The organism is Nocardia sp. NPDC051052 (assembly GCF_044456045.1).
In the GTDB taxonomy this organism is placed as follows: domain Bacteria; phylum Actinomycetota; class Actinomycetes; order Mycobacteriales; family Mycobacteriaceae; genus Nocardia.
The window spans coordinates 278303-304969 of sequence record NZ_JBITFL010000004.1; the positions used below are offsets into that span (position 1 = coordinate 278303).

The window sequence follows — 26667 nt, forward strand, 5'->3', positions numbered from 1 at the left end:
AAGATCTGAGCTTGTCGATTACCTGCCGGGTAATCGACACAACTCACCGCCCGCGCGAGGATCAACGGGTGATCGAGGTCGGAATTCTGTTGCCGAGCAGGGAAACCGCGATGGTCGGGCGGCACGACGCGTCGGGGGTGGTGCGTCTTGCGAAGGTCGCCGAAGACGCCGGATTCGACTCGGTGTGGACCGGTGATTCGCCGCTGGCGCGCACCAGGGTCGATCCGCTGACGCTGCTGGCGGCCGTCGCGGCCGCGACCGGCCGTATTCGCCTGGGTACCGCGGCATGGACCGCGACGTTGCGCCATCCACTGCTCGGCGCGCACCAGGCGGCGACCGTCGATCAGCTTGGTCCCGGGAGGCTCATGCTCGGTCTCGGCGCCGGATTTCCGCTGCCGGAGAGTCGGGCCGAGTTCGACGCGATCGGTGTCCCGTTCGACGAACGCGTCGGTCGCTTGGACGAGACGGTGCGAATCTGGCGCGCGGCGTGGTCCGGCGCTCCCGGCTTCGCCGGAAAGTATTGGCAGATAGACGATCTGGCCCGGGCGCTGCCGACCTCGACGCCGGATGGCCCGCCGCTCTGGTTAGCGGGGAGTGACACCCCGAAGGTGCTGGCCAGGGTCGCTCGTCACTACGACGGTTGGCTGCCGTACCTCCCGGACCCGGCCGCGTATGCCCGTGCCTGGGAAACGATCCAGCGGCAAGCGACCCGCGCGGTGACCCCCGCGATGTACGCGACGATCGTGCTCGACACCGACGCAGCGCGGGCGCGCACCGAGCTGGAAGGCTATGTACGCCAGTACTACCGCCGATCGCTGGCGGAAATGTCCACCATCCAAGCCTATTTCGGCGGCACCGCCGAGGCCTGCGCGGACTGGCTGACCCGATACCTGGACGCGGGCGCGACCCACTTCATCCTGCGTCTCGGATCTTTGGATGTACACCGCCAGCTCGACCTGGTCGCCGAGAAACTGCTGCCCGCCTTACGATCACGCGTCACAGCCTGAGCGGGGCTACGGACGTCCGATGCGCGGATAAGGCAGGTCGGTGCTGGTGTTCTCGGTGACCGCGAGCGGGCTACCGATGTGCGGGAAGGCGCGTTGTGGGCACGACGGCCGCTCGCAGACCTTGCAGCCCGCGCCGATCTGCACCGCCGTCGCCGGATCGTCGAGCTGCAGCCCGGATGAATACACCAGTCGCTCCGCGTATTCGATGTCGCAGCCGAGCCCGATCGCGAAGTTCTTTGTCGCGGTGCCGAATCCGTGCGGCGCGGTCATCGCGGTGCGCGCGATCCACAGGTAGCGCCGCCCGTCCGGCATCTCCGCGAGCTGCGGCAGGATGCGGCCGGGATGCGCGAACGCCTCGTGCACCACCCACAGCGGGCAGCTGCCGCCGACCCTGGAGAAGTGGAACGCGGTGGCGGACTGGCGTTTCGAGATATTGCCGGCGCGGTCGGTGCGGACGAAGAAGAACGGCACTCCGCGCTGCCCCTGGCGTTGCAGGGTGCTCAACCGGTGACAGATGGTCTCGAAGCCGACCTCGAAGCGCAGGCCGAGCAGGTCGATGTCGTAGTGCAATTCCTCGGCCGAACGCAGAAAACGCCCGTACGGCAGCACCAGCGCGCCCGCGAAGTAGTTGGCCAGCCCGATCCGCGCCAGCGTGCGGGATTCGCCGGTGAGCGAGGGTGTTTCGGCGAGCACGCCGTCCAGCTCGGTCCCGTACAGCAGGAACGCCAGGGTGGTCGCGATCTGAAAGGCGCGCTGCCCCGGCCGGAGTCGCCTGGCCAGGGTCAGCGTGCGGCTGTCGGGATCGTATTGCCGTTTCGGGATGGCCGGATCCGCGCCGTCGCCGCGGACCAGCACGGTTACCCCGGCGCGTTCCTCGATCACCCTGGCCAGTTGGCGATCCAGCGAGCCGATGGTCAGGCCGGACTGCTCGAACAGCTGCTCGGCGGCGATATCGAGCTGCGGGATGTGATTGTGATGGTCGTAGAAGAAGTCTCGGACGTCCTCGTAGGGCATGGGCATGCCCGGCGCGCCGGTCGGCGCGGACACCCGGGCGGAGAGCAGATCGAGCTGGTCGGTGGCGGCGCGCAGCCTGCGATGCATCGCGACGACGATCCTGGCGACCTCGGGCTGCCTGGTCGCCAGCTCCTCCACCTCGGTGAGCGGCGCGGTGTGCCCGCCCGCGGCGTCGATCAGCACCTCGTGCAGGTCGGACACGAGGCGCGCGTCCGAGTCGGCGGCGAAGAACTGGACGTCGAGGTCGAACGTGGAGTTGAGTTTCAGCAGCACCGGGATGGTGAGCGGGCGCTGATCGCGTTCCAGCTGGTTGAGATAGCTAGGTGACAGATCAAGCGACTTGGCGAGCGCCGCCTGGGTGAGTCTGCGTTCCTCGCGCAACCGCCGTAAGCGAGCGCCCGCATACATCTTCCGCACGGAAAGATCGTAGTCCTGGGTCTTCGCAATCATCGCATTTCCGAGGTTCTTCTACCTGGAAATATGCTGCTGCAAGGTATTTTGCGCGATGTCCCGGCTGCGTAGCATGCGAAGAGCCACATCGGGCGGGCGTGGCGGAGACACGCATCCGCTGCGCTCGCTATCAGTCGTCCAGGATCACCGCCTGTGCGGCGATCACTGTGGAGCCGTTGAAGGTGACCGCGGGGGAGCCGTACAGGCGGTAGCCCTGCTCGAGCAGGCCGCTGATCCGTTCACAGAAAGAGGCGTCATCGGCACCGGTGATCAGGCGGTAACGCAAAGGGTGGTCGTCCATGTTGCCAGCCTAGAGCGGGGCGCTGACAGTCGCTGCGGGTCAAGGGCTTCCGAACCGAGCAATTGCTTGGTTCAATCGAGAGGGCGTTGCGCACAACGCGGTTCGCCCGCCCGGCAGCAGAAAGTGAGCCCCGCCCATGCCGACTCCCGACGAACTCGTCCGCGATATGTGCCGAAGCTGGTCCGACCCGGACCCCGACCGGATCGCCGCCTTCTTCGCCGAAGACGCTGTGTATCACAATATTCCGATGGAACCGGTGGTCGGCCGCACCGCCATCCGCGACTTCCTCGTCGGCTTCCTGACCACCTTCGAGGGCGTCGACTTCGACATCCACCACCAGATCACCTCCGGCAGTGTGGTGATGAACGAACGTACCGACACCTTGCGCACCGCGGGCAAGGCCATTCCGCTCCCGGTCACCGGCGTCTTCGAGGTAGCCGACGGCGCCATCGTCGCCTGGCGCGACTACTTCGACATGGCCGCCATCAACCGCGCCTTCAACCTGGAAGGATGACCGACTCCAGTCCCGGGAAATCCGTGGCACCTGGCCGGAACCGAACCGCCACGTCACGCGTCGAAGGTGGATAGGGGCGATTCATGGAGTGGTTTCACTAGGTGCGAGGAGGGGTTGGCATGGATCGGTGCCCGGGGTGTCACACGGCGTGGCGACGAGGGATGAGTGCCAGATCGCGGCAGCAACCGGTCACGCGGGCCGTAGAGCCGTGCGAACGGTATACATCACGGCGGCGGCAGGCGCTACGACCGGAGCCTGAATCCGAGTAAGGCGCGGGGTCGGTGCCTCCCGCTGGGGCGGCGGCACCGACCTTCAGTGGGAGGCGTTCTCGGGAAGTAGATGCGCGAGTAGCAGTTTGATCAGCAAGAGGGGAGCGAACCAGGCCACCACGTGCGGGATGGTGAGCATGCTGGCGGCGATGGTGAGTGCGAGGGCGGTGGCGCCGAAGGCAATGGGGCGGCGTAACTCGCGTGGGGCGGTCGTGACGAGTAACGCGCCGGCCAGGGCCAGGCCATAGATGGTGGCCGCCGCGAGCCAGCTGAATCCGGGGACCACCAGGGCGAGCAGGAACGGCTGGAGGTGGATGGCGACGAAACCGAGGTGGTGCAGGGCGGTCCGGCCCGGCCGGTGGTACCAGCGCTTCGCCGACTCGGTCGCGTTGACGACCGCGCCGCCGAACATGTCGAAGGCGACGAAGGTGACTACGGCGCTGCCGAGCCAGGAGAGATCCGCGTGCAATGCCAGGCCGAAAGCCAGTGCGGCGCCGAGGAATGCGGCGCCGAAACCGGCGGCGACCTCGCCTGCCGTAGCGTTCGGGGCGATCAGTCGATCTGTGAGTGTCATCGACGGATTCCTTCCACGCATATCTGCACCACCGGCTCGGCCAGCGTGCGCAGGGGCACTGTCGGGTCGACCAAAGCCTGGATGAGGCAGCCTTCGATAGCTCCGACGATGACCGCGGCATGCCGTTCGTCGATGCCGGGTCGCAAGGTGCCGTCGGCCTGTGCCTGCCGCAGCAGATCCCCTATGGCCGAGCGATATTCGCGATATACCGCCGCCATATCGAGCGGCGGGTTGGCCGCCCAGACATCCAGCAGGACGCGCGCATGGTCGGGATGCGCGGCGAGCAGTTCGATCGTCCCTCGGATGAGTTCGGCAAGGCGGTCCAGCGCCGCTCCGGTACTGCGCTCGGCAAGCACCTGCCCCGAGCGTGCTGTGTAACTCTGGAAGACGCCGACCAGCAACGCATCACGGCTGTCGAAGTACAGGTACACGCTGCCCTTGGCGATACCCGCCTCGGCGGCGACATCCTCGATGCGGGAGGCGGCGAAGCCCTTGCGTGCGAACACGCGGACCGCGGCATCGAGGATCTCCTCTCGGCGGGCCGCTCGGTCGACTTTCTTCGGCATGCCACGATTATGAATGACTGGTCAGTCATAAACAAGAGGCACTGCTGGCCGGGCATAGTTCAGCCCCCTCCGAGAACACGAAGGGGGCTGAACTTCAGCGAACCGTCGAGGCGATCAGCGCACGGCGGCCGCGGCGGCGACCATGTTGCGCAGTGACGCCTCCACCTCGACCTGGCCGCGGGTCTTCAGGCCGCAGTCGGGGTTGACCCAAAGGCGTTCGGCGGGAACGGCTTTCAGTGCCGCGCGCAAGGAGGTGGTGATCTCCTCGACGCTGGGCACCCGGGGCGAGTGGATGTCGTAGACACCCGGCCCGACGCCGAGGTCGAAGCCCGCCGCGTTGAGGTCGTCGAGCACCTCCATCCGGGAGCGGGCCGCCTCGATCGAGGTCACGTCGGCGTCCAGCCCGGCGATGGCGTCGATCACCTCACCGAACTCCGAATAGCACAGGTGGGTGTGCACCTGGGTGGCGTCCTCGACGCCGGAGGTGGCGAGCCGGAACGACTGCACCGACCAGTCGAGGTAGGCCTGCTGGTCGGCCTTGCGCAGCGGCAGCAGCTCGCGCAGCGCGGGCTCGTCCACCTGGATGACCCGGATGCCCGCGGCCTGCAGGTCCACCGTCTCGTCCCGGATCGCCAGTGCGACCTGCCGTGCCGAGTCGCCGAGCGGCTGGTCATCACGCACGAACGACCACGCCAGGATGGTGACCGGCCCGGTGAGCATGCCCTTGACCGGCTTCGCGGTGAGCGACTGGGCATAGCTGATCCAGTCGACGGTCATCGGCGTCGGCCGCCGCACATCGCCGAACAGGATCGGCGGCCGCACGCAGCGGGAGCCGTAGGACTGCACCCAGCCGAGCTCGGTGGCGGCGAAGCCGTCGAGCTGCTCGGCGAAGTACTGCACCATGTCGTTGCGCTCCGGCTCGCCGTGCACCAGCACGTCGAGGCCGAGCTTCTCTTGTAGCGCAATGACATCGGCGACCTCGGCGCGCATCCGGCGGATGTATTCCGCCTCGTCGATCTCGCCCTTGTTGAACGCGGACCTGGCCAACCGGATCGCCGAGGTCTGCGGGTACGAGCCGATGGTAGTGGTCGGCAGCGGCGGCAGCCGCAGCTCTTGCTGCTGCAGCACGCGACGTTCCTCGGCGGGTGCGCGCCGGATCGCGTTTGGGCCGAGCTCGGCCAGCCGGGCCCGCACCTGCGGGTCGTGTAGCCGGGTGTCGGCCCGCCGGGCCGCCAATGCCGCACGGGTGTCGGCCAATTCGGTGCTGATCGCCTCGGTGCCGCCGGTCAGCGCGGTGGCCAGCAGGCGAACCTCGGCCACCTTCTCGGTGCCGAAGGCCAGCCACGACCGCAGCCGCTCGTCCAGCTTGGTCTCCGCGGCCAGCGTGTACGGCACGTGCAGCAGCGAGCAGGAGGTCGAAACCGCCACCGACGCAGCGGAACCGAGCAGCGTGCCAAGGGTGGCGAGCACGGCGTCGAGATCCGCGCGCCAGACATTGCGGCCGTCGACCACGCCGGCCACCAGCAGCTTGCTCGCCAGTGCCGGAATGCCCGCCACATCGGAAACGCTAGTGCCGGAGGTGAAGTCGAGCGCGACGCCCTCGATATCGGTGCTCGCCAGCGCGTTGAGCGCGGCATCGGCGTGGCCGAAGTACGTGGCCACCAGGATGGCCGGCCGCTCGGCCGACGCGGTCAGCTCGGTGTAAGTGCCTCGCACCAGCTCGATTTCGGCCTCGGTGAGGTCGGTGACCAGCGCGGGCTCATCGATCTGCACCCAGCCGATGCCTGCCTCGGCCAGCAGCCGGAGCAGTTCGCGGTACAGCGGGACGATGTCGGCGAGCCGGTCGAGTGGTGCGCCGCCGGTGGCCTTGGCCAGCTTCAGGAAGGTGATCGGGCCGACCACCACCGGACGAGCGGGCGCACCGAGCGCGAGTGCCTCGCGCACCTCGTCGAGCAGCTTCTCCGGGTTCAGCGAGAACGCGGTGTGCTGGTCGATTTCCGGCACCAGGTAGTGGTAGTTGGTGTCGAACCACTTGGTCATCTCTAGGGGTTCGATCGAGTCGTTACCGCGTGCGGCGGCGAAGTAGCGGTCGAGCGGATCGGCGATCCCGGCCACCCGCGGCGGCAGCGCGCCGAGCAGTAAGGCCGTGTCGAGCATTTGGTCGTAGTACGAGAAGGTGCCCACCGGGATCGAATCCAGGCCTGCCGCTTGTAGTTCGGCGAGTTGAGCGTGCCGCAGGTCGCGCGCGACAGTATGCAGCTGATCGGCATCGATCTTGCCTGCCCAGTAGGCCTCGGTGGCCCGCTTGAGCTCACGCCGCGGTCCGACCCTAGGTAGCCCGAGAACCGTTGCGGTGAACGGTGTCTGATTTACAACAGTCACGTTGTCTCTCCAGTGCTGGTGTCATGGGCCGTCGCCATACGGGCCACGCGGCTACCGGAGATACGCCAGGAGATTCCGACAACGGAGCCCCGACACATCAAGTACTGGTAGAACCGCGCGCCCAGGTCCACGAGGCGGTGGCCGTCGGATACGGCGTACCCGACACGGCTGGCAGGTCTTCGGACTCACAGGCACCGGCCTTGTCGGCCGACCTACTGGCCGTCGCTTCCCGGGCGTTGTGCGTCCAGTGCGTGTGACGGCGGTCGTTCCTGCTTACCGCTGCGGGACAGTCCCGGATTCTCACCGGGTTCCCTCTCGCCCGTCCGCCCTTTCGAGGCGGCCGAACTCGGCTCCGCAACACGACGACGGGGCTCCATCTCGTACGTGCGCGGTGAACCAGCTGCACCCACCAGCATAGGGCGCGCGGCGACAGCGCGGGGCGACCGGGCGCGGGAGCAGTGGCGCTCGAGCAGCAGGCACACCCCATTTGGTCATCTGTCCAAGTCTGTGAGGAAGCCCACGAGGTCGCGTGTAGCCCGCTTTTCGCATTTATGTCTAAAGTTGTTCCCTCAGGGGAGGGCTCCGGCGCGGGGATCTATAGCAGGAGTGCTTGTGGTGGCTGAACGGTCGGTATCGATCGTCATTCCGGCATATATCGGGACGGCCGACGGCCGTGATCTGCTCGATATACAACTAGGCGCCTTGACGCGTCAAGATTATCCGGGGGAATTCGACGTAGTCATCGCCGACAACGGCTCGCCGATCGACGTGCGCGGTCATATCGAAAGTCACCCACTCCGAGAGCGACTGAAGCTTCGGTATGTTGACGCGTCAGGCGGGCCCGGTGCCGCGTTTGCCCGAAATGTCGGAGCTAGCAGTGCTCTGGGTGAGGTGTTGCTGTTCTGTGATCATGACGACCGCGCGTACCCGAATTGGGTCAGCCGCATGGTCGAGTTCCTCGACGAGGGCTATGACCTGACTTGTTCTGCGATCGAGGGTGATTCGCTCAACGCGGAGCACCCGCGCCGCGTCGCCAACATCCCGGCACCTGACCAATTTCAGCCACCTGGCGTTTATGCGCCTGTGATCATCGGTACGAGCATGGCATGCCGCGCGGAGGTCTACCGTAAGCTCGGCGGCCAAGATGTCAGCTATGCCGCCAACGAGGATCTCGAATTCGGCTGGCGAGCGCATCGGGAGGGATACCGCCTCGGTTATCTGGCCGAGGCTCTCGTCGCCTATCGGTACCGTCGGGGTTTCCGTCCCGGCTATCGGCAGGGACGCAGCAGGGGCCTCGGTTTAGCGCGGCTGAACGCCGAATTCCCCAATAATGGTTTACCTGAGCTGCACCTTCCTGAAGTTTTGTTACGGATGATTCGGCTGCCTTTTACTCGTGGATTAGTCGCCGAGGAACGCGGACTGATGATCGGCCTCGCTGTCGGTCAGTTCCGCGGCGGCTTCCGGTATCGCACGATGCACTGGATCTGACGATGTGACGTCCCGGTGAACGGATCTTCACCACGCCGCGGTACCGGGCTGTGCGCAAGCTTGCGAAGGCCCCTTCCGTGTCTGTGCGGCGGCTGGGTCCGGGTACCTTAGGCCCATGTTCACCAAAGTTCTGGTTGCCAACCGCGGCGAGATCGCCATCAGGGCCTTCCGCGCGGCCTACGAACTCGGCGTGGGGACGGTAGCCGTCTTCCCGTACGAGGACCGCAATTCGGTCCATCGGATGAAGGCGGCCGAGTCCTACCAGATCGGCGAACAGGGCCATCCGGTCCGGGCGTATCTATCGGTCGACGCGATCGTCGACGCGGCCAAGTCGGCGGGCGCCGACGCCGTCTACCCCGGCTACGGCTTCCTGTCCGAGAACCCGGACCTGGCGGCGGCCTGCGCTCGCGCGGGCATCACCTTCATCGGTCCGTCGGCCGAGGTGCTCGAGCTCGCGGGTAACAAGGCACGCGCCATCGCCGCGGCCAAGGCCGCGGGGCTTCCGGTGCTGCGCTCCAGCGCGCCGTCCGCGGACGTGGACGAGCTGCTCGCCGCGTCGCACGAGCTGGACTACCCGATCTTCGTCAAGGCGGTGGCCGGTGGCGGCGGGCGCGGCATGCGCAGGGTCGCCGACGCCGAGCACCTGCGCGAGTCCATCGAGGCCGCGTCGCGCGAGGCCGAGTCGGCGTTCGGCGACCCGACCGTGTTCCTCGAGCAGGCCGTGGTGAACCCGCGCCACATCGAGGTACAGATCCTGGCCGATCAGCACGGCAATGTGATGCACCTGTTCGAGCGCGACTGCTCGGTGCAGCGCAGGCACCAGAAGGTGATCGAGCTCGCGCCCGCGCCGAACCTGGATCCCGAACTGCGCGACCGCATTTGCGCCGACGCGGTGGCCTTCGCCAAGGAGATCGGCTACAGCTGCGCTGGCACCGTCGAGTTCCTGCTCGACGAGCGCGGCAAGCACGTCTTCATCGAGATGAACCCGCGCATCCAGGTCGAGCACACGGTGACCGAGGAGATCACCGACGTGGACCTGGTGCAGTCGCAGCTGCGGATCGCGGCGGGGGAGACCCTCGAACAGCTCGGGCTCAGCCAGGAAACGGTCAGCATTCGCGGTGCCGCGATGCAGTGCCGGATCACCACCGAGGACCCGAACAACGGCTTCCGCCCCGACACCGGGCGCATCACCGCCTACCGCACGCCGGGCGGCGCGGGCATCAGGCTCGACGGCGGCGCCAACCTCGGCGCGGAGATCGGCGCCTACTTCGACTCGATGCTGGTGAAGCTCACCTGCCGTGGCCGCGACTTCGGCGCCGCGGTGTCGCGAGCCCAGCGTGCGCTCGCCGAGTTCCGAATTCGCGGTGTTACCACCAACATTCCGTTCCTGCTCGCGGTGCTCGACGACCCGGACTTCAAGGCGGGGCGGGTCACCACGTCCTTCATCGATGAGCGTCCGGAGCTGCTCAACCAGCGGGGGTCGGCGGACCGCGGTACCAAGATCCTCACCTATCTGGCCGACATCACGGTGAACAAGCCGCACGGCGAGCGGCCGACGACGGTTTACCCGCACGACAAGCTGCCTGCCATCGACCTGTCGGTGCCGCCGCCGGGTGGTTCACGGCAACGTCTGTTGAAGCTGGGCCCTGAGGGTTTCGCGCAGGCGTTGCGTGCGCAGAAGGCCGTGGGAGTCACCGACACCACCTTCCGTGACGCGCACCAGTCTCTGCTTGCCACTCGCGTGCGCACCAAAGGCCTGCTGGGTGTCGCCGGGCATGTGGCCCGGCTGACCCCCGAACTGCTGTCGATCGAGGCCTGGGGTGGCGCGACTTACGATGTGGCGCTGCGGTTTCTGTACGAGGACCCGTGGGAGCGGTTGGCGGCCTTGCGTGAAGCCGTGCCGAACATCTGTTTGCAGATGCTGCTGCGCGGCCGTAACACCGTGGGCTACACGCCGTATCCGGATCAGGTGACGCGGGCGTTCGTGTCCGAGGCCACCGCGACCGGTATCGACATCTTCCGTATCTTCGACGCGCTCAACAACGTCGATCAGATGCGTCCGGCGATCGATGCGGTGCGTGAAACCGGTACCGCCATAGCCGAAGTCGCGATGAGCTACACCGGGGACCTGTCCAACCCCGACGAAACCCTCTACACCCTGGACTATTACCTCAAACTCGCCGAGCAGATGGTCGACGCCGGCGCGCACGTCCTCGCGATCAAAGACATGGCCGGGCTGCTGCGTGCCCCCGCGGCCGCCACCCTGGTCACCGCGTTGCGTAGCAACTTCGACCTCCCGGTCCATGTCCACACCCACGACACCCCGGGCGGGCAGCTCGCCACTTACCTGGCGGCGTGGCAGGCCGGTGCCGACGCCGTCGACGGCGCCAGTGCCGCGATGGCCGGAACCACCAGCCAGCCAGCGCTTTCCGCGATCGTCGCCGCCGCGGCGCACAGTGAACACGACACCGGGTTGAACCTGTCGAACGTGTGCGATCTCGAGCCGTACTGGGAAGCCTTGCGAAAGGTGTACGCCCCCTTCGAGTCCGGGTTGCCGGCGCCGACCGGCCGCGTGTACACCCACGAGATCCCCGGCGGTCAGCTGTCCAACCTGCGTCAGCAAGCCATCGCGCTGGGTCTGGGCGACCGGTTCGAGGAGGTCGAAGCCAAATACGCTGCCGCGGACCGGCTCCTGGGCCGCCTGATCAAAGTCACCCCCTCCTCCAAGGTCGTCGGTGACCTCGCGCTCGCGCTGGTGGGTACCGGCGTCGATATCGAAGACTTCGCCGCTGATCCTGGTCGCTACGACATACCGGACTCGGTAATCGGTTTCCTGCGTGGCGAACTCGGCACCCCCGCGGGTGGCTGGCCCGAACCGTTCCGCAGCCGAGCGTTGGCCGGACGTGGTGCGGCCAAGCCGGAGACCCCGCTCACCGCGGCCGATGAGGCCGGGCTCGCGGGCACCTCCGAGGAACGCCGAGCCACCCTCAACCGGCTCCTGTTCCCCGCTCCCACCGCCGAATTCAACGCGCACCGGGAAAAGTACGGCGACACCATGGGCCTGTCGGCGAACCAGTTCTTCTACGGCCTGCGTCACGGTGAAGAACACCGAGTCCAACTCGAGCCGGGCGTCGTCCTGCTCATCGGCCTAGAGGCTATCTCCGAACCCGATGAGCGTGGCATGCGCACGGTCATGTGCATCCTCAACGGCCAACTGCGTCCCGTCGCCGTCCGTGATCGCTCCATCGCCAGCGACATCCCCGCCGCGGAGAAGGCGGACAAGGGCAACGCCGGTCACATCGCGGCCCCGTTCGCCGGTGTCGTGACGTTGGCGGTGTCCGAGGGTGATGCGATCGCGGCGGGCGACACCGTCGGCACCATCGAGGCGATGAAGATGGAGGCCGCGATCACCGTGCCGCGGGCGGGCACCGTCGGCCGGGTCGCGATCGGCCAGGTACAGCAGGTCGAGGGTGGCGACCTGCTGATCGAGCTGGCCGTGCGCGAGTCCGAATGACTCGGATCGTCGCCGGAACGGCGGGCGGGCGGCGGCTGCGGGTGCCGCCCGCCGGGACCCGCCCGACCTCCGACCGGGTGCGTGAGGCGCTGTTCAACGCGCTCGACGCGCGCATCGACTTCGACGGCATCCGGGTGCTCGACCTGTACACCGGGTCGGGCGCGCTCGGGTTGGAGGCGTTGTCTCGCGGGGCCGCGCACGCGTTGCTCGTCGAAGCCGATCGCAAGGCGGCCGCGGTGGTGCGCGGCAATATCGCCGACCTCGGGCTGCCCGGCGCGGAGCTGCGCCTCGCGACCGTGGCGAGCGTGCTGGCACTCGGTGGCGCGGGCGAATTCGACCTGGTCCTGTCCGACCCGCCCTACGCGGTCGACACCGACGCCGTGCTCGACGACCTGCGGGCGCTCGCCGACGGCTGGTTGCGCCCCGACGCCCTGGTCGTCGTCGAGCGGTCCAGTCGATCACCGGAAATCGCCTGGCCTGCCGGTTATTCGGCGATGAAGCCGCGCAAGTACGGCGAAACGCGCATCGAGATGGCGACTTTCGACTAGCCGTGTGGTTTCGCGCACCCTCCGTGCCGCGGGACCCGGCCGCACGATAGCGTCTGACCATGGCAGGAGCACTGTGTCCCGGGTCCTTCGACCCCGTGACCAACGGACACATCGACGTCTTCGCGCGGGCCTCGGCCCAGTTCGACGAGGTCGTTGTCACCGTCAATATCAACAAGAACAAGCAGGGCATGTTCACCGTCGACGAGCGCATGGAGATGCTGCGCGAGGCGACCGCACACCTGCCCAACATCCGGGTGGAGTCCTGGTATGGCCTGACGGTCGACTTCGCCAGGGAGCAGGGCATCACGGCCATCGTGAAGGGCCTGCGCGACGCGACCGACTTCGGCTACGAGATGCAGATGGCCCAGATGAACAAGAAGCTCTCCGGCGTCGACACCTTCTTCATCGCCACCAACCCCGCCCTCAGCTTCCTGTCCAGCTCACTGGTCAAGGAGGTGGCGACCTTCGGCGGCGACGTCACCGACATGCTCCCGCCGTCCGTGCACAAGCGCCTGCTCACTCGCCTGGCCGAGCTGGCCCGCCTCTCCGGGAATTCAGGCCAGACTCAGGCGCGTTGACTGCGACGTTGGCGCCCGGCGGTCATAGTCGGCGGGGGTTAGCCGGTACCCGGTGAGTTACCCATGTGCTCGTGAGATCAGTTGTCGAGTAGCGAACCATTGCGGTCGCGTGCTGCTCCACAGTGAGCTGACGCAAATCAGCCCCGGCCCCAAAGGATTTGGGACCGGGGCTGATTCCCCTCACTCGACGAGGCTTAGAAAACCAAGCCACGCAGGGCTAGGAAGCGCATGCCACCGACGACCGCGGTGATGCCGAGGATGGCCGTTGCCTCCGCGGTGCCGCCGATGGTCGGGGCCCAGACGTCCAGTGCCGCCAGGCCCGCGGTGGTGATGGCGAGGCCGACCAGGGCCAGGCCGCCGCCCTCCCACTGTGCGGTGAACCAGCCGACCCGGCCGCTGGCGTGGAAGGTGAGCTGGCGGTGCAGCTCGTTGGCGATCACCGTGCTGACGATCGAACCGACCACGTTGGCGAGCAGCGGGCCGATGCCGTGCATGGCGAAGAACAGCAGCACGTAGGCGATATTGCTGGACCCACCGACCAGCGCGAAACGAATCAGCTGGGCGAAGGCGCGGTCGCCGCGCAGGTAGGTCATCAACTGCTCGAACCGTGCCTGCGCCGGCGGTGCGGTGAGCACCGGGTACGGGCCTACCCACGGCATGAAGTAGCTGGTGGTGCTAACTCCCGCCGATCTCTGTAGATCCAGAACAGTCATTGTTTTTCCGATCGAACTCAAGCCTTCGGTGGGACAACAGCGACGGTGATCGCTTCCTTCCCGCCGACTCTTGATAGGTCCCGCTTTCACACAGTCGGGATCTGTCAACACTCGGCGGACCGGATAGCCCTTCCCTCTGGCTTCCACAATCCCGCGGTCCCGGTGGGGGCCGCGCTCGGGATGAAGACCTTGTCGATCTTCCTATTGACGATAACACGAAGCGGAGACATATCCTCCACTTGATTTGTGTGGCGTACAAGACACTGTGCCGACACACCGGAGGGTGACTCGGCACAGGCCGTGATGAGGGGCACACTTGGTCTCGGCGGACAGTTCGCCATTGAGTCGTAGGAGAGTGGGGTAGTCAGCATGTATCGCGTATTCGAAGCCCTCGACGAGCTGGTCGCCATCGTCGAGGAGGCGCGTGGCATTCCGCCCACCCGCAGCTGCATCGTGCCGCGCGGCGACGTGCTCGAACTGCTCGACGACGTGCGCGACGCACTCCCGGGCGAGCTCGACGATGCCCAGGACGTGCTCGACATCAGAGACAAGATCGTCTCGGATGCCCGCTCGGCCGCCGACGTCACGGTGACCAGTGCCAACGAGCAGGCCGGACACACCATCGGCGCCGCCCGCGAGGAGGCCGACCGCATCCTCGCCGACGCCAAGGCGCATGCCGACCGGATGGTCGCCGAGGCGAGCGCGCATGCCGACCATCTCGTCAGCACCGCGCAGGCCGAGGCCGACCGCGTCGTCGCCGACGGCAACGCCGAATTCGAGGCCGTCACCGGCCGGGCCCGCCTGGAATCCGAGCGCATGATCGACGCGGGCAAGGCTTCCTACGAGCGCTCGGTCGCCGAGGGCGAGGCCGAGCGGGACCGCCTGGTCGCGCAGACCGAGGTGGTGCGCGCCGCGCACGCCGAATCCGCCAGGGTGATCGACGCCGCGCACGGCGAGTCCGACCGGATGCGCGAGGAATGCGACGTCTACGTCGATTCCAAGCTCGCCGACTTCGAGGAGACCCTGAGCAACACCCTGCGTACCGTCGGCCGCGGCCGCCACCAGCTCCGCTCCGGCGCGGGCGCACCCGACTACGCCGCCGACTACCGCCGCTGACCCCGGCTGCTGTATTTGGGTCGACGCGAACCCTCGCGTATCGTGGTGTGGTTGCCCATTCCCCTCGATAGCGAAGTGAGTTCGTGATGTCCGCCGGTTCCAGTTCCGCCTCGCGTAAAGGCTCGGTCGCGCGCCGAGAGCCCGACGCGGCCTTCGTGCTGGACGTCCGCAGTCTCGGCCGCAGGGCCGGGACGATGCGTGAGTTCCAGCGCACCATCAGCACTGTCGAGCGGATCGGGCTCGATCTGATCGCGGTCCCGGTGGGTGCCGAGCTCGAGCTCGGCCTGCAGCTGCAGGCGGTCTCCGAGGGTGTGCTCGTCATCGGAACGGCGAGCGCGCCGATCGAGGGGGAGTGCTCGCGCTGCCTCGAGCCGTTCACGGACACGGTGAATGTGCACATCACCGAGCTGTTCGCCTACCCGAACAGCACGACCGAGCAGACCACCGATGACGACGACTCCTACCGCATGATCGACGACACGATCGACCTCGAACCGGTGATCATCGACGCGATCGGCATCGAGCTCCCGCTGCAGCCGCTGTGCACGCCCGACTGCGCCGGACTGTGCGCGGAATGTGGCGTCCGGATGGCGATTGCGGGATCTGAGCACTCGCATGAGATACTTGACCCTCGCTGGGCCGGGCTGGCGAAATTCGCCACTGCATCGCCCGGCAACGGCAGCCCCGACCAGGGTGCGGCCACAGCAGCAGACCAGTCAGCCGAAATGGCAAGCAATATGACAGAGGAGAAGTAGTCGTGGCCGTTCCCAAGCGCCGGATGTCCCGTTCCAACACCAGGTCGCGGCGCAGCCAGTGGAAGGCCACCGCGCCGACCCTGATCACCTGCCCGAACCGCGCCTGCGGCGAGAAGACCCTGCCGCACATCGCGTGCCCGTCCTGCGGCACGTACAAGGGCCGTCAGGTCACAGCAGCTGTCTAGCAGTGCAACCTGTCGTATCGACGTGATTGACGAACCCGACTCGTCCGATGGACACGCGAGCTTGCTCGCGGCGCTCGGCGTCGAGCTGCAGCCGGATCTGCTGCGCCTGGCGCTGACGCACCGGTCGTACGCATATGAGAACGGCGGCCTGCCGACCAACGAGCGCCTGGAGTTTCTCGGCGACTCCGTGCTCGGGCTGAGCATCACCGAGCGGCTTTACCACGAGCACCCGGACAAGTCCGAGGGCGAGCTGGCGAAGTTGCGCGCGAGCGTGGTCAACATGCACGCGCTCGCCGAGGTGGCGCGTCAGCTCGGCGCGGGTGGTCTCGGCGTGCACCTGCTGCTCGGTAAGGGCGAAGAGCTCACCGGCGGCCGGGACAAGCCGAGCATCCTCGCCGACGGCATGGAGTCGCTGCTCGGTGCGGTGCACCTGGAGCACGGTATCGACGTCGCGCGTGAGGTGGTGCTGCGGCTGTTCGCCGACCTGCTCGAGCGCGGACCCCGGATGGGGGCCGGCCTCGACTGGAAGACCAGCCTGCAGGAACTCACCGCCGAACGCGGTCTCGGTGTGCCCAGCTACGAGATCACCTCGACAGGCCCCGATCACGACAAGGAATTCACCGCGACCACCGTGGTCGGCGGCCGTGCCTACGGGCAGGGTGTCGGTCGCTCCAAGAAGGAAGCCGAGCAGAAGGCCGCGGGCACCGCCTACCAGGCGCTGACCGCCGAATCCTGATCGTGCCTGAACTTCCGGAGGTAGAGGTCGTCCGGCGCGGCGTCGCCGAGCACGTGGTCGGTCGCGTCATCGAATCGGTCGCGATCACCCATCCCCGCTCGGTGCGGCGCCACCTCGAGGGCTCCGCCGATCTCGCCGCGCGGCTGACCGGCTGGAAAGTCGAGTCCGCCGAGCGGCGCGGCAAGTATCTCTGGCTCACCTTCGATGAGCCGGACACCGCGCTGGTCGTGCACCTGGGTATGAGCGGGCAGCTGCTCGTGCAACCCGCCGACGCGCCGCTGGAGAAGCACGCGCACATCCGCGCGACCCTGAATGACGGCACCCAGCTGCGTTTCGTCGACCAGCGCACGTTCGGCGGCTGGGCGCTCGCGCCGCTGGTCGAGATGGACGGCACCCTGGTGCCCGAGCCTGTCGCGCACATCGCCCGCGACCCGCTGGATCCGCGCTTCGACGCCGAATCCGTGGTCACCGCGCTGCGCGCCAAGCAGACCGAGATCAAACGCGTGCTGCTCGATCAGAGTGTCATCTCCGGCATCGGCAATATCTACGCCGACGAATCCCTGTGGCGCGCAAAGCTGCACGGCAGCCGCATCGCCTCCGGCCTGTCTCGCCCCGCGGTACGCGGCCTGCTCGCCGATGTAGGCGCGGTCATGGGGGAGGCGCTCACGGCAGGCGGCACCTCGTTCGACGCGCTGTATGTGAACGTCAACGGCCAATCCGGTTACTTCGAACGATCACTCGCCGTCTATGGTCGCGAGGACGAGCCGTGTCGTCGCTGCGGCGCCCCGGTGCAGCGGGAAAAGTTCATGAATCGTTCCTCGTATTCTTGCCCGCGGTGCCAGCCGAAGCCTCGCGGTCGTTAGCGGACGCGAGCTACCTTTCTAGGTAGGCGGTTCGGGAAGTCGGTCCGGCCGTGGAGGAAGGACACATGCGCAAGCTCACGTATTACGTAGCGTCGACCATCGACGGATACATCGCCACCGAGGACGGATCGGTCGATTTCTTCCCGGTCGGTGGCGACCATGGGCCTGCGATCACCGCGCAATACCCAGAGACGCTGCCGACCAAGGTGCGCGAGTCGATCGGCATCGACAAGCGCAACCGCTACTTCGACACCGTGCTGATGGGGCGCAAGACACACGATTTCGGCGTACGTACCGGCACCTCGAGCCCGTACGCGCACCTGAAGCAGTACGTGGTGTCGACGACGCTGCCGGAGAACCCCGACCCCGACGTCGAGCTGATCGCCGCCGACCCGCTGGCGAAGGTGCGAGAACTCAAGCGCGACAACGGTCTCGGGATCTGGCTCTGCGGCGGCGGTGAGCTGGCGCAGGAATTGCTGCCGGAGATCGATCAGATCTTCCTCAAGCTGTACCCGGTGCTGCTCGGGCGCGGGAAGTCGCTGTTCGGCGCGGGCCCACGGCTGCCGGATGCGGCCAAGTTCCGGGTGATCACCAGCCGAGTGTTCGACGACGGAGTGGCCTTCATGAAATACAGCAGGATTCGTTAGCCGCGGTGGCGGAAGACGATTCGAGCGCCGCGGACCCGACGACAACGCCGGGTCCGGTGGAGGTGCTGCGCGAGATCGGCTTCTGGCTGGAACGCTCGCGAGCCGAAACGTATCGGGTCAAGGCATACCGGCGGGCCGCCGATATCGTCGCGGAGCTGTCCGATGAGGAGCGCGCGGCGCACCGGGCCGCGCGCAGCTGGCGCGAGATCGCCGGGATCGGGCCGAAGACCGCCGGCGTGATCGAACAGTCGTATTCGGGCGTGCTGCCACAGCAGCTGCTCGACCTGCGCAACGCGGCCAAGCCGATCGGCGCACCGGGTAAATCGCTGCGTGCGCGGCTGCGCGGTGACCTGCACACCCACTCGGACTGGTCCGACGGCGGCAGCCCGATCGCGGAGATGATGGGTGTCGCGGCCGCCCTCGGCCATGAATACTGTGCGCTCACCGATCATTCGCCGCGCCTGACCGTCGCCAACGGGCTGTCCGCCGACCGGCTGCGCAAACAACTCGACGTGGTCGCCGAACTCAACGACCGCCTGGCGCCGTTCCGCATCCTCACCGGCATCGAGGTCGACATCCTCGACGACGGCACCCTCGACCAGCAGGCCGAGCTACTCGCCGAACTCGACATCGTGGTGGCGAGCGTGCACTCGCATCTGCGCGCGGACAGCGCGGCGATGACCAAGCGGATGGTCTACGCGGTGGCCAACCCCAACGTCGACGTGCTCGGCCACTGCACAGGTCGGCTCGTCGAGGGCGGGCGCGGCACCCGTCCCGAGTCGAGTTTCGACGCGGAGATGGTGTTCGAGGCGTGCCGGACCTACGGCACCGCCGTCGAGATCAACAGCAGGCCGGAGCGCCGCGACCCGCCGTCCCGCTTGATCCAGCTCGCGGTCGAGATGGACTGCCACTTCTCCATCGACACCGACGCGCACGCCCCCGGCCAATTGGACTGGCAGGGCTACGGTTGCGAACGCGCGCTCGCCAATGGTGTTGCGGCCGAACGGGTCATCAACACCTGGCCGCTGGCCGGCCTGCTGGCATGGACCGAGTCGCCCGGCGCGTGATGGCCGTCGGGTTAACTGTTGCCGAATAGTTCTGCCGTTCTGGGGATCATGGCTGATCGCGGCTGAAAATGGCTGTCAGACAGATCTTGTGGGGGTGGGTTGACCGTTGGGCGATTTTCCTATTGAAATCGTGCTGGCGCTCATCGGTATCGCGGTGCCGATCGGTGCGTTCCTGTACGAGTTCGTGATCGTCGGGCGCAAGCGCCTCGGCTACCGCGTGCAGATGGACACGCCCGTCACCGGTGAGATCGAATCGGTGTTCCCCGGCGTGCTGCCGCAGCTGCGGCCCGCGCTGGACGGGGCGAGCCCGGATCTCAAGGATCTCTCGATTGTCTTGGTGCGCATCGAGAACAGCGGCGCGACCCCCATCGACACCCTCGACTACAAAGCGCCCGATCCGGCGCGGATCGGCCTGCACCTGCGCTTCCCGCAGCGCCTGGTGATCGGCATGGCGGTGACCGAACTCAGCGATCCCGGCCTGGCCGACAGCCTGGACGGTGACTCCGGCATCGCGGTGCGCGAGGACATGGCCGGGCATATCGGCGTCATCGATCTGCCCAAGGTGCCGTTGAATCGTGGTGAGCACTACAAGATCCTGGCCATCCTGCAGCGCTCCGAGGGCGCGGGGGAGTATCCCGTTCCGGTGCTGACCGGCGGCATCAAGGGCGGACGCGTCCTGGAAACCAGAAGCCGGACCGGCATTCCCCGAATGATGGTGGGGCTGACCATCTTCCTGGTGCTGGTGATCGCTGTGCAACTCGTCGTCGCGGCGTTCGAGCCGGCGCCGACCCCGCTGGAATGCGTCTCGGGCACGCTCACCGTTGTCGGGTCGTCCGCCTTCGCGCCGGTCGTGCAGGAGGCGGCCGATCTGTATGGGAAGCGGTGCACCGGAGCTCAATTCGCGTTCGGCTTCGAGGGCACCGAACGTGGGCTGGACCGGCTCGCCGAGCAGGGCAAGGACAATTCGGCGCTGCTGGCGATCACTGACGGGCCGAAGGGCAGCGGGTACCCCACGCTGCTGTACCGCCCGCTGGCGCTGTCGCTGTTCAGCGTGATCGTCAACACCGACGTCGGCGTGCGGAGTCTGACCGAAGCTCAGATCCGGGACCTGTACCTGGGCCGGGTCGGCAACTGGCGCGACGTGGGCGGTCCCGATCTGCCGGTGGTGCTGGTGAACCGGATCCCCGGATCCGGGACCCGAAATACGTTCGAGCGCAGACTACTCGGCGCGGATCAGCCCGGTCGTCCGCACGTGAGCTGCACCGCGATCAAGGGCACGGTGACCTCGGGCGCGGCGCACTGCGACGTTCAGGTGACCAAGGATATGCAGCAGGCGGTCGGCGAAATCCCCGGCGCCATCGGCTATTCCGAGTTCTCCGAGGCGTCGGACGCGGGTCTGCCGACCGTCGCGATCAACGGCGTCACCGCGAACCGCGACGCGGCGATCAATCGCACCTACCCGTTCTGGGGTGTGGAATACGGCTACAGCTACGGCGAGCTGCCCGGTGATTCGCTGGCCGCGGCTTTCCTGCATTTCCTGGTCGATCAGACCGGCAAGGACGTGCTGCGCGCGCACGGTAACGCGCCGTGCGCGGAGCTGCCCGACCCGGGCCGGTGCCTGCCGGATTCGTGAGCGCGCGTCACACTTTCCAGGCTTGTCTCGTCCATCTGGTGTAGGAGAAGACCGAGGAAAGGACGACGACGTGTCACGGATGAAGCTGGCGAAGGTCGCACCGGAGTTGTACCAGGCGTGGTTCGCCGCCGAGGCCACCATCCGCCGCGGCCCGCTGGACCCGGTGGTCCGGGAACTGGTCAAGATCCGCGCCTCGCAGATCAACGGCTGCGCGTACTGCATCGACCTGCACACGACCGATGCCAGGCTGGCCGGAGAAACCGAAAAGCGCATCTTCCAACTCAACGCCTGGCGCGAATCGGCGCTCTACACCGACGCCGAACGCGCCGCCCTCGCCTACGCCGAGGCGGTGACCAGGCTCGGCGACCATGGCGTGAGCGACGAAGTGTGGGCCGCCGTCGAGCAGCATTTCGACGAAGGCGCCGCCGCCGGACTGGTCGCGGTGACCGCAATGATCAACCTGTGGAACCGAATCGGCGTCCCCCTCCGCATGCAGCCCGACACGGACTAACCAACCGACCGAAGGTGCCCTTCATCCCACCAGACAGACCGAAGGGCCCCTTCGGTCGGAAGTGGGCCGGGTTAGTCCGTCGGGGGCAGCATCGGGCGAGTGAAGTAGTCCTCGACCGGTAGTGGGCCGGTGTAGCGGCGGCAGGGGCAGCGCACCCATTCCCAGGTGGCGGGGGCGATGGAGCGGCGCTCCTCGGCGTGGCATTCGCCGGCCTGCGCGTCGTGGATGGCGAGGTCGTGCCCGCATCCGCACTTCGCGACGCTCCGTATCGCCTTGCCGCCGGCGTTGCCGCGGTGGCCGTAGCGTCCGACTGCCCAGCCGACGCCGAGGATTCCGGCTCCGACAGCCAGGGTGATGGGATCGAACATAGGTTAATTGTACGTATACGTATGCGGACTGACTGTCGAAGGGCCCCGTTCTGTCGGTGGTATCGGCGAAGATGTCAGGCATGACGGAACTATCGCTGCGTGAGCTGAACCGAACCCTGCTGGTGCGTCAGATGCTGGCGCGGCGGGTCGCGATGACACCGTTGGAACTGGTGCGGCATCTGGTCGCGGTGCAGGGGCAAGAACCGAATTGGCCCTATGTGGGGATGTGGACCCGGCTCACCGACTTCGCGCACGACGACTTGGCCGCGCTGCTGCGGGAACGAAAGCTGGTGCGCTCGGCCATGATCCGCCGCACCGTGCACCTCGCCGACGCGCACGACTTCCGCTGGCTGCGCCCCACGGTGCGCCCGGTCGTGCACGCGGCGCTGCAGGCCGCGTACTACCGCGACGAGATCGAGGGCATCGATCTGGACGAGCTCGCCGCCGCGGGCCGGGAAATGCTGTCCGGGCGCATCCTGTCCCGCGCCGATCTCGGAACGCTGCTCGGCGAGCGCTTCCCGGGCAGGCACCCGCGCAGGCTCGCCGAGTCGGCCGAGCTGCTGGTTCCCATGGTGCACAGCCCGGTCACCGGGGCCTGGGGCAAATGGCGCAACCGTTCGGTCACCGTGGCCCTCGCCGACGAGTGGATCGGCGAGCCGATGGAGACGACACCGCACGCGGAGACGCTGATCCTGCGCTACCTGGCCGCGTTCGGCCCGGCCACCGTCGCCGACATGCAGGCATGGGCAGGTGTCACCCGGCTCGCCGAGGTGGTCGACGAGATGCGCACCCGCCTACGCGTTTTCACCGACGACCAGCATCGGGTGCTCTTCGACCTGCCGGAGGCTCCGCTGGCCGACCCGAATCTGCCGGTGCCCGTGCGCTTCCTGCCCGCGTTCGACAATGCGCTACTCGGCCACAAGGATCGGCGCCGGATTATCAGCGACGAGGATTACCGGCGGATCGCCAAGGAGGCGTCGGGCGGAGTCCCGATGTACCTGGTCGACGGTTTCGTGCACGGCCGGTGGTCTTTGGACGACAGCACTATTCGGGTTACCCCGTGGCATCCGTTGTCCTCGGCCGACGCGGAGGAGCTGCGCGCCGAGGCCGAGCGCATGCTGACTTTCGTCGTTCCCGGTCAGGACGGAAAGATCGTTATCGAAGGCTGAGTAGATATCCAGTCCCGTAGACATCTTCGATTGAAACTCGCAAAGGCCGCTCCACCTGGCGATCTCGGCAATCGATCAGCAACGTATCCGACTGCGTGGTTTGAGAAGTCTCCAATGAGGTACATCACTGGCGGCCCCCCTGATCGCGCGGCTAGCGACCAGGCCAACCAAGCCTGACGGACCGGCGGTGCAGCACCGGCTTCACCCCCCGCCGTGGCGGCCACCAGCTTGCGAATTGCTATTGGTTATGCCCAAGCAAATGGTTGTGTCCTGCACGGTGTGCCCTTTGGAAGGAGGGTCATGAGCGAGTTGCCCATGTCGGGTTCGGGTCAGGTTTCCACGTCGGACTTGCTGTCGATCGATCACAGCGGTTCCCGGTTTCGGATCGCGATGGTTGTGCCGCCGTACTTCGACGTGCCGCCCAAGGCGTACGGAGGTGTCGAGGCCGTCGTCGCCGATCTGGTCGATTCGCTGGTGGCCAGAGGACACGACGTGACGCTGCTCGGCGCGGGCGAGCCGGGTACCAAGGCGACGAAGTTCGTTCCGCTGTGGGACCAGATCTGCCCCGAGCGGCTCGGCGAGCCGTTCCCCGAGGTCTTGCACGCGCTCCGCGCGCGCCGGGCGATCGAGAAGCTGGCCGCCGCGGGCAGCATCGATATCGTGCACGAGCACACCTTCGCGGGCCCGCTGAACGCGCCGGCGTATAGGGGGCTTGGCTTGCCGACCGTGGTGACGGTGCACGGGCCGGTCGAGGGCGAATGCTATGAGTACTACCGGGAAATGGGCGATGAGGTCTCGCTCGTCGCGATCAGTGACCGGCAGCGAGAGCTGGCCTCGGATTTGAATTGGGCTGGGCGCGTGCATAATGCTTTGCATCCCGAGGAGTGGCCGTACCGTGCCGACAAGGACGACTACGCGCTGTTCCTCGGCCGCTTCAACGAGTGCAAGGCGCCGCATCTGGCGCTGGAGTCCGCGCACGCCGCGGGCATGCCGCTCGTGCTTGCCGGCAAGTGCAGCGAGCCGCCCGAGATCAAATACTTCGAGGAGCAGGTACGCCCGTTGTTGACCGACCAGGATCACGTGTTCGGCCTCGCCGACGCCACCGAGAAGCGAAAGCTGTTGGCGGGAGCGAAGTGCCTGCTGTTCCCGATCCGTTGGGAAGAACCCTTCGGCATGGTGATGATCGAGTCCATGGTGTGCGGCACCCCGGTCGTCGCGTTGCGCGGCGGCGCGGTGTCGGAGGTGATCGTGGACGGGGTGACCGGGCGCGTATGTGACGACCCGGCCGAACTCACCGCCGCCATCGCCGAGGTGCAGACCATGGACCCAGCTGCCTGCCGCGCGCACGTCGAGGCAAATTTTGGCGCCGACACGCTGGGTCGTGGCTATGAGCAGATCTACCGCAAGCTGATGCGGGCGCGGAAGCGGACCGGATTCCGTTGGTACGAGGATCAGGCCGTGCCGATGCAGGCCGCGGCGAGCGGACTCGCGTGACGGCGGATCCCACCGCCGCGCTCAGCCCCGCCCCCCTGAACTCCGGTGAGCCAACGGGTTTCGGTGGGGCGGGCGCGGTGACGCTGGTGGAAGGCGGCACCTTCTGCCTGTCGAACCGGCTCGGCGATGTCGAGCCGGGCCGCCCGCACGGACTCTTCTTCCGGGACGCGCGCGTGGTGTCCCGATGGGAGCTGCTGGTGGACGGCCATCCGCCGGAACCACTTTCGGTGCTCAGTCCGGAGGCGTTCGCGGCACGGTTCGTGCTGCGAAGACCACCGACGGCCGGGCTGGCCGACAGCACGCTGCTGGTGGTGCGCGAGCGGATCGTCGCCGACGGCATGCACGAGGTGCTCACGCTGGAGAACATGGGCCGCGAGCCCACCGCGGTCACTCTCGAATTGCATGTCGACGCCGACTTCGTCGACCTGTTCGCGGTCAAGGAGGGACGCGCCGGAAACGGCCGGTCCGAGGTGACGGTGGCCGAGGGCGAGTTGCTGTTCCACGATCGGGCGGATCGGACGCGCGGGCTCTCGGTGTCGGCGACCGTCGAACCCACGGTATTGCCAGGCACTTTAGTGTGGCGTGTGGTGGTACCCGTCGGCGAGATCTGGCAGACCGAGATCACCGCCCAGCCCACCCTCGGTAACCAGCGATTTCAGGCGCCCCTGGCACCGGGCGAGCACTACGGGGTCAGCGCGCCCGGGCGCAAGATCGCCGCTTGGCGGCACACCGCGACCGATGTCGCCACGTCGCATCCGGAGCTCGGTCAGGTGTTGCGGCGCACCGAAAGTGATCTGGGCGCTTTGCAGATTCATGACGACACCGGCGAGAACAGACCGTTCGTCGCGGCGGGCGCGCCCTGGTTCATGACGCTGTTCGGCCGCGACAGCCTGCTGACCGCGTGGATGGCGCTACCGCTCGAGGTCGATCTCGCCCTCGGCACGCTGCAGCAGTTGGCCGAACTGCAAGGGCAGACGGTTAATCCGCTCACCGAGGAGGAGCCTGGGCGGATCATGCACGAGATGCGCCGCGGCCCGGCGGGCGGATTGGTGTTGGGCGGCAACATCTATTACGGAACCGTCGATGCCACACCACTTTTCGTGATGCTGCTGGCCGAATGTCATCGTTGGGGCGCGGATTCGGAGGCGATCAGAGAGCTGCTGCCCGCCGCCGACGCGGCGCTGGACTGGATCAGGGATTACGGCGACCGCGACGGTGACGGGTTCGTCGAGTACCGCCGGGCCACCGATCGGGGTCTGGTCAACCAGGGATGGAAGGACAGCTGGGACGGCGTCAACGACCTGGACGGCCACGTCACCGAGGCGCCGATCGCGCTGTGCGAGGTGCAGGGTTACGTGCACGCCGCGCTGCTGGCCCGCGCCGAGCTCGCCGAGGCATTCGACGACTCGCACCGGGCCGGGGAGCTGCGTGATCAGGCCGCTCAGCTGCGCGGCAAGTTCGGCGAAGAGTTCTGGCTGCCCGAGCGCGGCTGGTATGCCATCGCGCTCGACAAGGGCAAGCGACGCGTCGACGCGCTGACAAGCAATGCGGCGCACTGTCTTTGGTCCGGCATCGCCAGCGACGCGCACGCCGCCGAACTGGTGCAGCGACTGTCCGGCCCCGAGATGGACAGCGGTTTCGGATTGCGTACGCTCGCCTCGAATATGGGCGCCTATAACCCGATGAGCTACCACTGCGGCTCGGTGTGGCCGCACGACACCGCCATCGCGGTGGCCGGGCTGCTGCGCTACCGGCACGTGCCGGGCGCGGTCGACCTGGCGACCCGGCTCGCCACCGGATTGCTGGACGCCGCAACGGCTTTCGACGGCAGACTACCCGAGCTGTACTGCGGCTTCCCGCGCGCGCGGTTCCCGACCCCGGTGCCGTACCCCACCTCCTGCTCGCCGCAGGCGTGGGCGAGTGCGGCGCCGCTGCTGCTGGTGCGGGCGTTCCTCGGCCTCGACCCCGACGTGCCGAACCGCACCATCACCGTGCGCCCGCTGGTGCCGCCGGAGTGGGGCCGAATCACGTTGTCCGCGTTGCGCCTCGGCCCGATCACCGTCGACCTGGAGGTGGAAGGCGCGCAGGTCACCGCCGCCCGCCTACCCGACGACTGGCAGTTGATCACCCGATGAGCGCGATCTTGGTATGAACAGCCCGGCATCGGGTACCCCACCGATGTAAGCATTTCGGTCATGCTTTTCA

General features: G+C 67.3%; 25 protein-coding genes and 1 riboswitch. Of the genes, 18 read left to right on the forward strand and 7 right to left on the reverse strand.

Annotated elements, in window-relative coordinates; genetic code table 11:
• Window positions 1-68 precede the first annotated feature (68 nt).
• Window positions 69-1007: an LLM class flavin-dependent oxidoreductase gene (locus ACIBCN_RS15210; RefSeq protein WP_396992151.1), complete on the forward strand. Its 939-nt coding sequence runs from the start codon at window positions 69-71 to the stop codon at window positions 1005-1007.
• A 6-nt stretch (window positions 1008-1013) separates the two neighbouring features.
• Here ACIBCN_RS15210 and ACIBCN_RS15215 read toward each other — a convergent pair whose 3' ends face one another.
• Together ACIBCN_RS15215 and ACIBCN_RS15220 are read right to left on the reverse strand one after the other, a co-directional pair.
• The gene (locus tag ACIBCN_RS15215; protein ID WP_396992152.1) at window positions 1014-2438 is read right to left on the reverse strand and encodes a short-chain fatty acyl-CoA regulator family protein; all 1425 of its coding nucleotides are present in this window, start codon (window positions 2436-2438) and stop codon (window positions 1014-1016) included.
• A gap of 163 nt (window positions 2439-2601) precedes the next feature.
• Window positions 2602-2772: a DUF1737 domain-containing protein gene (locus tag ACIBCN_RS15220; RefSeq protein WP_396992153.1), complete on the reverse strand. Its 171-nt coding sequence runs from the start codon at window positions 2770-2772 to the stop codon at window positions 2602-2604.
• A gap of 136 nt (window positions 2773-2908) precedes the next feature.
• Here ACIBCN_RS15220 and ACIBCN_RS15225 point away from each other — a divergent pair, with 136 nt between their 5' ends.
• Window positions 2909-3286 carry a nuclear transport factor 2 family protein gene (locus ACIBCN_RS15225; RefSeq protein WP_396992154.1) on the forward strand — a complete coding sequence of 126 codons (378 nt, stop codon included), beginning with the start codon at window positions 2909-2911 and terminating at the stop codon, window positions 3284-3286.
• A gap of 312 nt (window positions 3287-3598) precedes the next feature.
• Here ACIBCN_RS15225 and ACIBCN_RS15230 read toward each other — a convergent pair whose 3' ends face one another.
• The 3 genes from ACIBCN_RS15230 to metE all read right to left on the reverse strand — a co-directional run bounded on the left by ACIBCN_RS15230 (window position 3599) and on the right by metE (window position 7077).
• The gene (locus tag ACIBCN_RS15230; RefSeq protein WP_396992155.1) at window positions 3599-4129 is read right to left on the reverse strand and encodes a hypothetical protein; all 531 of its coding nucleotides are present in this window, start codon (window positions 4127-4129) and stop codon (window positions 3599-3601) included.
• Window positions 4126-4695 carry a TetR/AcrR family transcriptional regulator gene (locus ACIBCN_RS15235; RefSeq protein WP_396992156.1) on the reverse strand — a complete coding sequence of 190 codons (570 nt, stop codon included), beginning with the start codon at window positions 4693-4695 and terminating at the stop codon, window positions 4126-4128. Before ACIBCN_RS15235 ends, ACIBCN_RS15230 begins: the two co-directional genes overlap by 4 nt.
• 114 nt (window positions 4696-4809) lie before the next feature.
• Window positions 4810-7077: a 5-methyltetrahydropteroyltriglutamate--homocysteine S-methyltransferase gene (metE, locus tag ACIBCN_RS15240; RefSeq protein WP_396992157.1), complete on the reverse strand. Its 2268-nt coding sequence runs from the start codon at window positions 7075-7077 to the stop codon at window positions 4810-4812.
• A gap of 152 nt (window positions 7078-7229) precedes the next feature.
• Window positions 7230-7437: riboswitch (cobalamin riboswitch) on the reverse strand.
• A 255-nt stretch (window positions 7438-7692) separates the two neighbouring features.
• On the opposite strand from metE, the gene ACIBCN_RS15245 reads away from it, so the two are divergent.
• From ACIBCN_RS15245 to coaD, 4 genes are all read left to right on the forward strand, one after another.
• On the forward strand, window positions 7693-8565 hold the full coding sequence (locus tag ACIBCN_RS15245; protein ID WP_396992158.1) for a glycosyltransferase: 873 nt from the start codon (window positions 7693-7695) through the stop codon (window positions 8563-8565).
• Between the two features lie 115 nt (window positions 8566-8680).
• Window positions 8681-12079, forward strand: coding sequence for a pyruvate carboxylase (locus tag ACIBCN_RS15250; RefSeq protein WP_396992159.1), 3399 nt, complete (start codon window positions 8681-8683; stop codon window positions 12077-12079).
• Window positions 12076-12627 carry a 16S rRNA (guanine(966)-N(2))-methyltransferase RsmD gene (gene rsmD, locus ACIBCN_RS15255; RefSeq protein ID WP_396992160.1) on the forward strand — a complete coding sequence of 184 codons (552 nt, stop codon included), beginning with the start codon at window positions 12076-12078 and terminating at the stop codon, window positions 12625-12627. Before ACIBCN_RS15250 ends, rsmD begins: the two co-directional genes overlap by 4 nt.
• Before the next feature lie 59 nt (window positions 12628-12686).
• Entirely contained in the window at window positions 12687-13205 is a 519-nt protein-coding gene (coaD, locus tag ACIBCN_RS15260) for a pantetheine-phosphate adenylyltransferase (RefSeq protein ID WP_396992161.1), read from the forward strand.
• Window positions 13206-13399: 194 nt separating this feature from the next.
• On the opposite strand, the gene ACIBCN_RS15265 is transcribed toward coaD, so the two are convergent.
• Window positions 13400-13918, reverse strand: a complete 519-nt coding sequence (locus tag ACIBCN_RS15265; RefSeq protein ID WP_396992162.1) for a GtrA family protein — start codon at window positions 13916-13918, stop codon at window positions 13400-13402.
• Between the two features lie 369 nt (window positions 13919-14287).
• Between ACIBCN_RS15265 and ACIBCN_RS15270 the strand changes: the two genes are divergently transcribed.
• The 9 genes from ACIBCN_RS15270 (at window position 14288) to ACIBCN_RS15310 (ending at window position 21431) form a co-directional block, all read left to right on the forward strand.
• Window positions 14288-15034, forward strand: a complete 747-nt coding sequence (locus ACIBCN_RS15270) for a DivIVA domain-containing protein (protein WP_396992163.1) — start codon at window positions 14288-14290, stop codon at window positions 15032-15034.
• A gap of 86 nt (window positions 15035-15120) precedes the next feature.
• The gene (locus ACIBCN_RS15275; RefSeq protein WP_396992164.1) at window positions 15121-15789 is read left to right on the forward strand and encodes a YceD family protein; all 669 of its coding nucleotides are present in this window, start codon (window positions 15121-15123) and stop codon (window positions 15787-15789) included.
• Between the two features lie 2 nt (window positions 15790-15791).
• Window positions 15792-15974, forward strand: a complete 183-nt coding sequence (rpmF, locus tag ACIBCN_RS15280; RefSeq protein WP_014987105.1) for a 50S ribosomal protein L32 — start codon at window positions 15792-15794, stop codon at window positions 15972-15974.
• Between the two features lie 22 nt (window positions 15975-15996).
• Window positions 15997-16710 (forward strand): ribonuclease III, encoded by a 714-nt coding sequence (gene rnc / locus ACIBCN_RS15285; protein ID WP_396992165.1) that lies wholly within the window; start codon window positions 15997-15999, stop codon window positions 16708-16710.
• A 2-nt stretch (window positions 16711-16712) separates the two neighbouring features.
• Window positions 16713-17573, forward strand: a complete 861-nt coding sequence (gene mutM / locus ACIBCN_RS15290; protein WP_396992166.1) for a bifunctional DNA-formamidopyrimidine glycosylase/DNA-(apurinic or apyrimidinic site) lyase — start codon at window positions 16713-16715, stop codon at window positions 17571-17573.
• Window positions 17574-17638: 65 nt separating this feature from the next.
• Window positions 17639-18220, forward strand: a complete 582-nt coding sequence (locus ACIBCN_RS15295) for a dihydrofolate reductase family protein (RefSeq protein WP_396992167.1) — start codon at window positions 17639-17641, stop codon at window positions 18218-18220.
• Between the two features lie 5 nt (window positions 18221-18225).
• The gene (locus ACIBCN_RS15300; protein WP_396992168.1) at window positions 18226-19287 is read left to right on the forward strand and encodes a PHP domain-containing protein; all 1062 of its coding nucleotides are present in this window, start codon (window positions 18226-18228) and stop codon (window positions 19285-19287) included.
• Between the two features lie 130 nt (window positions 19288-19417).
• Window positions 19418-20920, forward strand: coding sequence for a PstS family phosphate ABC transporter substrate-binding protein (locus ACIBCN_RS15305; RefSeq protein WP_396992169.1), 1503 nt, complete (start codon window positions 19418-19420; stop codon window positions 20918-20920).
• Between the two features lie 79 nt (window positions 20921-20999).
• Window positions 21000-21431 (forward strand): carboxymuconolactone decarboxylase family protein, encoded by a 432-nt coding sequence (locus ACIBCN_RS15310; RefSeq protein WP_396992569.1) that lies wholly within the window; start codon window positions 21000-21002, stop codon window positions 21429-21431.
• A gap of 71 nt (window positions 21432-21502) precedes the next feature.
• Here the strand turns inward: ACIBCN_RS15310 and ACIBCN_RS15315 are convergent, their stop codons facing one another.
• Window positions 21503-21799 carry a hypothetical protein gene (locus ACIBCN_RS15315; RefSeq protein WP_396992170.1) on the reverse strand — a complete coding sequence of 99 codons (297 nt, stop codon included), beginning with the start codon at window positions 21797-21799 and terminating at the stop codon, window positions 21503-21505.
• Between the two features lie 80 nt (window positions 21800-21879).
• On the opposite strand from ACIBCN_RS15315, the gene ACIBCN_RS15320 reads away from it, so the two are divergent.
• The 3 genes from ACIBCN_RS15320 (at window position 21880) to ACIBCN_RS15330 (ending at window position 26597) form a co-directional block, all read left to right on the forward strand.
• Window positions 21880-22968 carry a winged helix DNA-binding domain-containing protein gene (locus ACIBCN_RS15320; protein WP_396992171.1) on the forward strand — a complete coding sequence of 363 codons (1089 nt, stop codon included), beginning with the start codon at window positions 21880-21882 and terminating at the stop codon, window positions 22966-22968.
• Between the two features lie 315 nt (window positions 22969-23283).
• Window positions 23284-24462 (forward strand): glycosyltransferase family 4 protein, encoded by a 1179-nt coding sequence (locus ACIBCN_RS15325; RefSeq protein WP_396992570.1) that lies wholly within the window; start codon window positions 23284-23286, stop codon window positions 24460-24462.
• Window positions 24459-26597 carry a glycogen debranching N-terminal domain-containing protein gene (locus ACIBCN_RS15330; RefSeq protein ID WP_396992172.1) on the forward strand — a complete coding sequence of 713 codons (2139 nt, stop codon included), beginning with the start codon at window positions 24459-24461 and terminating at the stop codon, window positions 26595-26597. Before ACIBCN_RS15325 ends, ACIBCN_RS15330 begins: the two co-directional genes overlap by 4 nt.
• The last annotated feature ends 70 nt before the right edge of the window (window positions 26598-26667 follow it).

Excerpts from the sequence above, each read along its gene's own strand:
- ACIBCN_RS15295 (WP_396992167.1), top strand. The coding sequence starts at position 17,639 with ATGCGCAAGCTCACGTATTACGTAGCGTCGACCATCGACGGATACATC.
- ACIBCN_RS15320 (WP_396992171.1), top strand. The coding sequence starts at position 21,880 with ATGACGGAACTATCGCTGCGTGAGCTGAACCGAACCCTGCTGGTGCGT.
- ACIBCN_RS15225 (WP_396992154.1), top strand. The coding sequence starts at position 2,909 with ATGCCGACTCCCGACGAACTCGTCCGCGATATGTGCCGAAGCTGGTCC.
- ACIBCN_RS15315 (WP_396992170.1), bottom strand. The coding sequence starts at position 21,799 with ATGTTCGATCCCATCACCCTGGCTGTCGGAGCCGGAATCCTCGGCGTC.
- ACIBCN_RS15275 (WP_396992164.1), top strand. The coding sequence starts at position 15,121 with ATGTCCGCCGGTTCCAGTTCCGCCTCGCGTAAAGGCTCGGTCGCGCGC.
- rsmD (WP_396992160.1), top strand. The coding sequence starts at position 12,076 with ATGACTCGGATCGTCGCCGGAACGGCGGGCGGGCGGCGGCTGCGGGTG.
- ACIBCN_RS15250 (WP_396992159.1), top strand. The coding sequence starts at position 8,681 with ATGTTCACCAAAGTTCTGGTTGCCAACCGCGGCGAGATCGCCATCAGG.
- ACIBCN_RS15220 (WP_396992153.1), bottom strand. The coding sequence starts at position 2,772 with ATGGACGACCACCCTTTGCGTTACCGCCTGATCACCGGTGCCGATGAC.
- ACIBCN_RS15325 (WP_396992570.1), top strand. The coding sequence starts at position 23,284 with ATGTCGGGTTCGGGTCAGGTTTCCACGTCGGACTTGCTGTCGATCGAT.
- ACIBCN_RS15235 (WP_396992156.1), bottom strand. The coding sequence starts at position 4,695 with ATGCCGAAGAAAGTCGACCGAGCGGCCCGCCGAGAGGAGATCCTCGAT.
- ACIBCN_RS15230 (WP_396992155.1), bottom strand. The coding sequence starts at position 4,129 with ATGACACTCACAGATCGACTGATCGCCCCGAACGCTACGGCAGGCGAG.
- coaD (WP_396992161.1), top strand. The coding sequence starts at position 12,687 with ATGGCAGGAGCACTGTGTCCCGGGTCCTTCGACCCCGTGACCAACGGA.
- ACIBCN_RS15265 (WP_396992162.1), bottom strand. The coding sequence starts at position 13,918 with ATGACTGTTCTGGATCTACAGAGATCGGCGGGAGTTAGCACCACCAGC.
- ACIBCN_RS15270 (WP_396992163.1), top strand. The coding sequence starts at position 14,288 with ATGTATCGCGTATTCGAAGCCCTCGACGAGCTGGTCGCCATCGTCGAG.
- ACIBCN_RS15310 (WP_396992569.1), top strand. The coding sequence starts at position 21,000 with ATGAAGCTGGCGAAGGTCGCACCGGAGTTGTACCAGGCGTGGTTCGCC.